Here is a 9,552-nt window from a genome sequence, read left to right as displayed (position 1 = left end):
ATTGGTCAGGTCTTCGCGCGCCGCGAGGCCGACGATGGCGCCCTGGATTAGACCGCCGGCCTGGTTCACGATGTTGGCGGCCGTCATGACGGTAGCGTCGCGGGCGCCGATGGTGCCGCTGTTGATGATGTCGCCGTCGGCGGCGAGTTTGACGTCGCGGCCGGCCATGAGAGTGCCGTCGCCCTTCAGGTCGCCTTCGCGCACTAGCAGGTAGACCTGTGGGACCAGCACGGTCTCGGTGGTGCCGTCGGGCAGCGTAACGGTCTGTTCGACCAGCCAGACGAGATCAGTGGTGAGTTGGCGTTGTTGCGCTTCGGTCAGTGTGGCGCCGAGTTTGATGCCGTTATCCAGCGCGAACTGCGCGCCATTGGCGAGCAGTTGCTTGTACTGGCCGTCGTTGTCGCCGAAGCCTTCCAGGAAGCGCTGGCCGGTGGTGGCCAGGATCTGGTCGGCGACAAGCTTTTGTTCGTAGAAGCCATCGCCCAGGCGGCGGGGTTGACCCGACGGGGTCAGGAATTTGGCGCCGGCAGGAATCAGAGCGTTCAAGCCTCCTGGAGTGTTCCCCAATCCGGTGTTGATGGCGCCCGACGCGCCGGCGTTGCCGACGGGTGCGCCGGGTTTTTGCAGAAGCCCGAACAGGTAATCGCTGGAGACGGACTCGCGGTTGCCGATGAAGCGCGGGTCGGTGGCGACGACGTAGGGTGCGTCGGGTGTGCCGATGACGGCGAACAGTTGACTGTCGGGGATCGTGGCCGGGTTGGAAACGGTGCGCACGACGTTGCCGCTGGGCAGACCGAGCCTGGCGATCAGGACCGGGCCGGTTGCGGTGGCGCCGTTGGCGCCGGGCGCAGCGCCGCTGAGGGAGACCGACAAGTTTCCGCCGGAGGTTCCCACGGGCAGCTCGATGGATTCGGCGGTCAGGGTGCGGTTGTACGGCTCGGAGTATTCCTTGCGGTCGCTGTCTCGAGCCTGAGTGACAGTTGCCGTGCCGATGCGTGTGATCACACGCTGGCCGCTGGCACCGATATTGTCGATGGCAGGGCCGCTGACCGACAGCGTGCCGCCCGACGCGATCTGGCTCTTATCGTTGGTGACGGTACCAACAAGCGTCATCGCGCCGCCGGAGAGGATCTTGCCGGGATCGGAAGATACGGTGCGGGTCTCGGTGATGGTCTCTTCGACTTCGTAGTAGGTGAAGGTGCCGACCAAACGGCTATTGAAGTCTGCGTTGAACTCCCGGATGCGAGCGTCCAGCAGGTCATGCCTGCCCTCGTCTCGCGCAATAGCGGCGTCACGCTCCGGCGGAGACACCATCTCGCACAGGGCGCCTCGGCAGACCTCGATCATTGGAGGGATATGTCCCTCGGGTGGGGGCACGCCAAAAACAGACCAGATTCGATCGCCTGCCTCGTAACGTGTGGTCCCCACGCAGTCTTCGGAGGCGAACCCGCCCATGAGACATTCACGCAGATCGGCGGCACGCGCCGGCGCAATAGGCGCGTCCACTCCTGCTTTCCCCCGGTACGCGGGCGCATAGTCGAACGGAGGACCATATTGGGATGGCGGGTACTTTGTCGAAGGCAACAGGAACCTGCGTTCCGGATCGTCATCCAGCCACGCCGGCGCTTTTCCGCAAGCGGGCGTCACTTGATCGCAGAACCAGTTGGTTGCCATGTCGTACATGTCGGTCGAGCCCGCCGGCGTCACGTACAGTTTGGGAACCTGCTGAACCAGCACCTCTTCGCTCGCGTAGTTCGTATTGATGTTCTGCAGCGACACCGTGGAAATCACCGCGCTCCCCGCCGCCTCGATCGTCGCCCCCGCATTGACGAGCGACCCAGCCTGCCCGTCCGCCTTGCCCATCGCATCCAGCGCGCCGCCGATGCGCAGATCTGCGCCGGCGTAGATCAGGCCGTGCTCTTGGTTCACGAGCGACCCGACGCCGATATCCAGATCACCACGCGACGCAATTACCGCGCCGCCTCCCGGCCCCGATCCATTGACCAGTTCTCCTGCGCGGATGGCGATGGTGTTGCCGTAGATGCGGCCGAAGTTGTCGACGCGGCCTGCGTTGATGTGGGTCGCGTCACCATCGATGAGGCCCGAGTTGGTCAGGCCGCTCGTGACGTCGATGGCGTTGTTGCGTCCGGCCAGCAGTTCGCCGCCGGCCTGGTTGTTGAGCGATTCGGCCGTGATGGACAGGTCGCGGCCGGCGCTGACGGTGGCGCTGTTGTCCATGCTGCCGCCCACCGACAGCGTGAGGTCGCGGCCCGCGGCGATGTCGCCGGTCTGGTTGAGCGAACCGGTGTAGGTGAACGCGAGATCCTGCGTGGATTGCAGCAGGCCCAGGCCTTGCAGCGCCTGGATCGTGACGGCGAGGCGTTCGCCCGCCAACACCTTGCCCTGGGCGTTCTTCAGCACCGCCGCCTTGACCGTCGCGTAGCGCCCGGCCGCGATTTCGCCGCCGGTGTTGTCGACCTCTGTGGTGTCGAGGGTCAGGTCCTGGCTGGCGCTGATGGAGCCGGCCTGGTTGTTGACGCCACCGGCCACGATGGTGGCGGTTTTGGCGAGCACGCCTTTGGGCGGTGCTCCGGCTGCGGTCAGCGTGGCGTGGTTGTCCAGGCTGGCGGCGTTCAGGGTCAGGGTGTCGTCGGCCTGGATCAGGCCGCCTTGATTGGTGACGGCGCCGGTCGCGACGAGGGTCACGTTCGAACCCGCGAGCGTGCCGCCGGCATTGCCGATGCGCGCAGCGTCGATGCGGGTGTCGCCCGCGGCGGCGATCAGGCCGTTGGTGTTGTCGAGCTCACCGCCCAGTTTCAGCGTGGCGTCGCCCGCGGAGGTCAGCTTGCCGTCTTGGTTGCGCAGGTTGACGGCGTCGATGTCGAGGCTGCCGCCGTGCAGCACCGCGTTGCGCGTGGTGATGTCTCCGGGCGAGGTGCGCGGGAGCGTGGCAATGTCTCCCGGCGATATCAGCGCGAGTTTGCCGATGGACGACAGGTTGCCGTTGGACAGGTCCATGCCGCCTGCCGTCAGCGTCATGTTCTTGCCGGCCGCGCTGATGCCGGGGTGGGTGATGAAGGCTGCGGTGAGTTTGGCGCTGCCGGGCAGGCTGAGCGTGCCATCATCGCCGACGCCGGCGATTAAGCGGCCGCTGTTAGTCAGCGCGCCAAGCGACGTGGCGTTGACGTCGCCGCCCGCAAGCACGGAGCCGGTGTTGTTCAGACCGGTGTCTGACACCAGATTGGCGACGCCGACCGCGGAAATGACGCCTGCGTTGTGCAGCAGACCACCGGATTGCAAGTCGATATTGGCAGCGGATTGGATGCGGCCATCGGCCGTTGTGGTCAACGCACCCTTGGCGTCGACGGTGACATTGCCGGCCTGGGAGGCGGCGATGCCGCCGAGCGTGGCATCGGTGCCAGCGCGCAGCGTCATCCCTTGGCCGGCGGCAGCGGAACCGATTGCTTTCAGAGCGCCGCCTGCGGAGGCGGTCAATGCCGCGCCGGCCTGTTGGGTCGACGCGGCGCCCATCAGGAGGTCGCCGCGCAGCGTGATGAACGCCAGGTCGCCCTGCAATGCGGCGACGGTGCCGTTGATGGTCATGCCATCACCGGCAGTGAGCGTCTGTGCGATGCCGGCCAGCATGCTGCCGGCGGCAATCAACGTGCCTTGCGCGGTGGACGTGAGCGCGCCGGCGGCCTGCGTCAAGCCTGCTGCGCCGACGGCGACGTTGCGGCCGGTGAGCGTGAGGTTCGCGTCGCTGGCGGCCGTGCCGTCCACGCGTGCATCGCGCGCGGCGGCCAGCGTCATGTCGCCGACCGACGCCAGTGCGCCGGCAGCGGCGAGGTCGCGTTGGGCTTGTGCGGTGAACGTGCCTGCGGCCTGCACCTGGCCGCCTTGCTCGACGGACACGTCGCGGCCGGTGAGCAGCAGGTTGCCCGTGCCCGCCTCGCCGAGTGCGGCGGCGGTGCCGCCAAAACGGGCATCACCGATGGCCGCGAGTGTCAGGCCGCCGCCCGCGACGATGGCGCCGTCGGACGCCAGGTCGCCGCCGGATGCCGCAGTCAGGTTCTGTGCGGCTTGCATGCGTCCGGTGGCGCCGACTCGCAATTGTCCGCCCGCGCCGGCCGTCAGGTCGCCCACAAGCGCCGCGACCGTGCCGTCAATGCCGACATTCCGCGCGGCTGAGAGGCTCGCGGGCGTGCCCGCTGTGACGAGGCCGGTCACGAAGAGATCGCGGCCCGCCTCGGCCCGCAGCACACCGCCTGGGCCCGCCGCCGATTGGGCAGTGCCGACGCCTGCCGCCGATTGCGCGGTACCTGCACCTGTCGCCGATTGCGCGCCTGCGCCCACCGCCGAGTGCGCGCTGCCGAAGCCTGTCGCCGATCGCGAGATGCCTGCACCTGCCGCCGATTGCGCGGTACCGGCCGTGCCTGCGACGCGCAGGTCCTGGCCCGCGCCCAGATGCAGATTCGCGCTGCCCTGCGCGAGTCCGTCCTGGCCCACCGTCAGATCACCGCCCGCGTCGGCGCGAAGCGTGCCGTTGGCGACCGTCATGCCGTTCAGTTGGGCGTCGATTCCAGCGGAGAGCCGGATGTCGGTTTCACCAGAGATGGTGCCGTTTGCGATCAGCTTGCCGCCAGCCTGACCAGTCAATTGCTGCGCGGACTGCAGGACGCTGTCCTTGCCGAGCATCATGTCGCCGCCGCTGACGGCTTTCAACGTGCCGGCGTCGGCCAGCACCGTGCCGTCCACGCGCAGAATGCCTTGTGTGTTGAGCTGCGCGGAATGCCCTGCGATCAATGCGCCCGCGAGCGACGCCTCGCCAGCCGCGATTGTGGCCGAGCCGTCCGCTTGAATGCGCGATGCGGACGAGGCCGTCAGGGTCTTGCCCGCCTGCAGCCGCAGATTGCCGGTGGCAAGCGTTGCGCCGTCGAGCTGGACGTTGCGCGCGCCCTGCAGCGACAGGTCTTTCAGGGAGGTGACTTCGCCCGCGCTTTGCAGATCGCCGCCGGCGTTTAGGGCAACGTTACCGGCCGCCGCCACCTGGGCTTTCGAACCGATGGAGACGTCGCCTCCTGCCGAGATATTCATGTTGCCGGACGCGGCCGAGACCGTGCCGTCGACCGCCAATGTTTCGCCTGCCGTGAGCGTGGTGTCGCCGTTGGCGCGAAGCGTGCCGGCCTGCGCCAGAGCCCCGCCTGCCTTCACCACCACCGCGCCTTCGGCGTCCCACTGCGTGGGCGCGTCGATGCGCAGGTTGCGCGTGGCGTCGAGGGCGACGCGGCCGGTGGACGATCCCTTGCCCGTCATGCTCGCGTCGCGCCCCGCCATCAGCGTGATGTCGCCGCGCGCGCCAACCAGGCCGCCAAGACTGAGATCCGCGCCGGCTCGGATCTGGGCGGGTCCGCCCGATTGCAGTTGCGCGGTCGCACCTGCGGTCAGATCACCGGCAGCCCGCGCATGCAGTGCGCCGACTGCGGTGAGCTGTCCGGGCAGCACGACGTCACGTCCGGCCTTCAATGCAATGGCGCCTTTGGCCGTGACCAGACCGCTGGCGTCCGTGCCGGCCTGCGCCGCGCCGCTGGCGGCGTTAGAAGTGCCGCCTTCCGCACCCGCGCTGTTGCCAGCGCCGGCATTGGAACCGTCCGAATTCGAACCGCCTGAATTCGAACCGCCCGAATTCGAGCCACCGCCAATCGAACCGCCCGAACCAGCGCCGCCCGAATTGCCCACGCCTTCCGAACCAGACTCACCCGCAGGCGGCGTATCCCCCCCGATCCGCAGATCGCGCCCGGATTCAACCCGGACATCCTCCCCACCGATCACCAGCGACCCGCCCAGCGCCAAATCCTGCCCCGCCGCGACACGCAGCGCACCTTGAGTCTGCAACGCCCCTTGCGCGGCCACCTTCACATCGCCCGCCGCATTCACATCAACCGAGCCGCCCGCGCCCACCACGCCGGTGATCCCAACATCACGCCCACCCACCAGCGCCACGTTGCCCGCGGCCTGCACCGCGCCGTCGACCGCCACATCGCGCCCCGACGCCAGCCGCAGATCACGTCCCGCCTGCATGGCGGCGCTGGGTGCAATGCGGACGTCGCCGGATGCGCTGACCTCCAGGTCGCCGGTCAGCGCGATCAGGTCGCCGCCCACGTTCACGCCGACGCCGGCTTCGGTGCCGATCAACCGGATGCTGTTGGCGTACATGCCGCCCAGCGCCGCGGTGTCCAGCGCCACGACGGGCGCCGGGCCTTCGCCCGCGCGGGCCGTCGCGTTACCCGTCGCATAATCCACGCGCGCCGCGCCCGCCGTGGCGTTGAGCCGGTCGGCCCACACGCCGGCGTTGATCTCCAGCGTGCGGGCGATGAGGTCGACCTGGCTGGCGGCGGTGCCGTTCAGCCCCTCGCCTTCGACGCGCAGCTTGCCACCGGCAACGTCCAGCGCGATGTTGCCGTCAGGGCCGACGTGCGGGCGGCCCGTGGTCAGCGTGGCGCGGTCCGCGTTCAGGAAGCCGCAGCCGTCGCAGGTGATGCCTGCCGGGTTGGCGACGATGACGTTGGCGCGGTTGCCGGCGACTTCCAGCGTGCCCATCAGTTGCGACGGGTTGGGCGCGGTGACCTGGTTCAGGATGGTGGTGGCGCGCTTGTTGCCCAGCATGACGTTGCCGGCCACCTGGCCGGCCAATTGCGTCTGGCTGGCGCCGCCACTGTTGTTCAGCACCACGCCCGACGGTCCCACGTTGAATTGCGTGTAGCGGTTGTTGGAGACCCCGCCGGCGGACGGCGGCGCGATGTTCACAACGGGCACGCCGTTGCTGACGCCAACGATCGGCTTCTGCCCGGGCACGCGCTTGTCCACCGAAATCGGCAGCGTCTGCGCAAGCACGGGCATCCAGACTTGCGTGAAGACGATGGACCAGACGATCAACGAACGAAGCTTGGACATCATGCGTACCTGACGGGGAACAGCGGATTCAGAACTCGAGCATCAAGACCATCGCGATGACGGTCGATGCGGTGTCGAGAGATTCGGGTTTCTTGAGCGGCCAGCCCGCGGATAGGTCGTAGCTGGCGTTGACGGTCGGGATGGAGAACTGTCCGCGCAGACCGGCGACGGCGCCGACCAGCGTTCGGCCCGACAGATAGGCGGCGGAGGGGCCGCCCACTCGGCCGACGTCGATGCCGGCATAGAGCTGCTGTCCGGGTAACCCAGTGAGCGCGTCAAGGTTGAACGACAGGTCGTTGCGCAGCGTCCAGCCGTCTTCGGCAGCGAGCGTCATCTGGCCGTCAAAGCCGCGCACGGCGTAACGGTTGCCGATCGTGAAATAGTCGGCGGGCACGACGGCTGTTTTGGCGTGCTGGATCTGCCAGTTGGCCTGATAGGCCAGGGATTGCTCGGCGATCTGGAACGGCAGATGCAGCCCTGCGTTGGCGGTGAGGATGGTGCTGCGCCCATTCCAGTCAGGATCGCCGTAGACGTAGCCGGGTGCGTCGGAGAACTGCGGCAACGTGCCGCGCACGCCGCCGCCGATGTCGAGCACCGCGCGGCCGACGTAATGGCGATGCCCGTAGGCGATCTCGTAGCCGGTGACGTCGCGGCGCTGGACGTCGATGGCTACGTCATTCAGGGTGCTATCCGTGCGCTTGCGCAGCATGGTGAGCGACAGATTGCCCTTGTAGGCGGTGCCGCGGTACGGCACGACCGACACGCCCGCCTGGATCTGCTTGGTGGTGCCGCCATAGACGATGGGTTCTTCAAAGCCGGCCACCGTCTGGCGATAGGTGGATTTGCTGGCGCCCGCGAAGACGGTCCAGTAGCCAAACGGCAGGCTGTAGTTGACGGAGGCCGCGCGTGTGTTGGAGTCGGCGTCGCGCCAGTGCGCATTGCTGTTCCACGAGACCGACAGCTGGTCGTATAGGAACAGCGGGGAATCCAGCGTCAGGCCGGCATTGATCTGGTATTTGCCGACGGTGTCCATGCCGCCGTTGTCGCCGCCCAGATAGCCATGCCAGCGCTTGCCCGTGCCGGGCTTGATGACGATGTCGGAGTCGCCCGCGTCGGGGCCTGGCGCGATGTCGATGGCGGCGTCGGTCTGGCTGCCAAGACGGCGGATGTTCTCGAGCGCCTGGTCCAGGTCTCGCTGGTTCAGTTCGCCGCCCGGGCCCGTGGGCAGCGCCGTGCGCCACCAGCCGATGGCGCCCAGGCTTTGCACAGCGGAGATGCGGCCCGGCAGATACCGCAGCGTCAACGAGCCGGCCGCCAGCGATTGTTCGGGCACGACGACCCGCGCGGTGATCAGGCCGTCATCGAGCAGCAAGCCGATCAGGTGTTCCTGCAGCGCGCGCAGCCCGCGGCCGCCGACGCATTCGCCAAGCACAGCCACCATGGCGCTGGTCAGGCGTGCCGGCGGTTCAGCGCCCTCCCAGATGACTTCCCGCACGGCAAAGCACGGGCTTTCCTCCGGTAGCGCCAACTCGCGCGCGACGTCCACGGACGGCGCCGACAGGATGTCGGGCCGCTCCGCCGCGAGGGCGCGGTGCGCGTCGATCTCCTGTTCCTGCCGGCGCTGGATTTCCGTTGCCGGCTGAGCGGTTTGCGATGCCGGCTGGCCCAGGACGGGGCCGGCGCTTGCAGCCGCGAACACTGCCGCCCAGATCCCCTTTGCCAGCCAGCACTGCCGTGATCGTCTGCCGGGCCAAGTGTGGACAGCCGCCAGGCGGCGTTGGTGTACGCACCGCCGCGTCGGAACGGCCGCGTCCGAGCGTTGACCAGCATGGTTTTCGGGCATTTTTTGCTTAGGTGGGATAGGCGATGTGGGGAGTGCGCAGGCCTCAGGACCGTGTCTCTGTTGACATTCGTCCGAACAGCCTTCGCGAGGAACGCATTTGTAAATCGCCGCCCTGGCACCCCGGAATCAGAGAAATCCGAAAGCTCAGACCGGGTTAACCCGAATGCACCCATATCGACAAATCGTCAATAATTCACCAACGTTTTGTCGCCGATCCGTCCCCTTGCCTGACTCACCCATGCCTGTATCCGTCCGGGACGCCATCGTTTCGTCTTCCCACCTCGCGTCGTCCGCTCCTGAGCTGTCCGAGGTCGAATTCGGCCTGATCATCGCGTCGCATGCGTTCAATCGCTGGATGGTGCGTTGCATGGCCTGCGCGGGACTGCCCGAACTCACGTCGCTGGACATCCTGGTGCTCAACCACGTGTTCCATCGGGGCCGGGGAAAGAAACTGGCGGACATCTGCTTCACCCTGAATGTCGAAGACACCCATCTGGTGAACTATTCGCTCAAGAAGCTGGAGCGTCTGGGCGTCGTTCAAAGCGCCAAGACCGGCAAGGAAGTGATCTACACCACGACCGACGCCGGCGCAGCCGCGATCCAGCGCTACGCCGAAGTGCGCGAGCAGTGCCTCGTCAAGCCATTCATCGACTCCCCCGCCGCAGACGACGCCAGCCATCAGTTGGCCAACACCCTGCGCGCCCTCTCGGGCCTGTACGACCAGGCTGCCCGCGCCGCCACCTCGCTGTGAGAATCCA

Annotated in this window: 3 protein-coding genes; 1 reads left to right on the top strand and 2 read right to left on the bottom strand. The window is 67.5% G+C overall.

The window, feature by feature from the left end; translation table 11 throughout:
- Positions 1-6,951, bottom strand: a 6,951-nt coding sequence (locus B2W22_RS15490; protein WP_286938504.1) for a filamentous hemagglutinin N-terminal domain-containing protein, incomplete at its 3' end; no start/stop codon positions are given.
- A 28-nt stretch (positions 6,952-6,979) separates the two neighbouring features.
- Positions 6,980-8,650, bottom strand: coding sequence for a ShlB/FhaC/HecB family hemolysin secretion/activation protein (locus B2W22_RS15485; RefSeq protein ID WP_254594957.1), 1,671 nt, complete (start codon positions 8,648-8,650; stop codon positions 6,980-6,982).
- 382 nt (positions 8,651-9,032) lie between these two features.
- On the opposite strand from B2W22_RS15485, the gene B2W22_RS15480 reads away from it, so the two are divergent.
- Complete coding sequence (locus B2W22_RS15480; RefSeq protein WP_054415947.1) at positions 9,033-9,545, top strand: winged helix DNA-binding protein; 513 nt, start codon at positions 9,033-9,035, stop codon at positions 9,543-9,545.
- Positions 9,546-9,552: the final 7 nt, after the last annotated feature.

It is taken from the genome of Achromobacter sp. UBA4530 (assembly GCF_002388205.1).
Taxonomy (GTDB): Bacteria; Pseudomonadota; Gammaproteobacteria; order Burkholderiales; family Burkholderiaceae_B; genus Achromobacter; species Achromobacter animicus.
The sequence above is the reverse complement of the archived record's forward strand: the minus strand, read 5'-3'. Positions and strand labels throughout refer to the sequence as shown.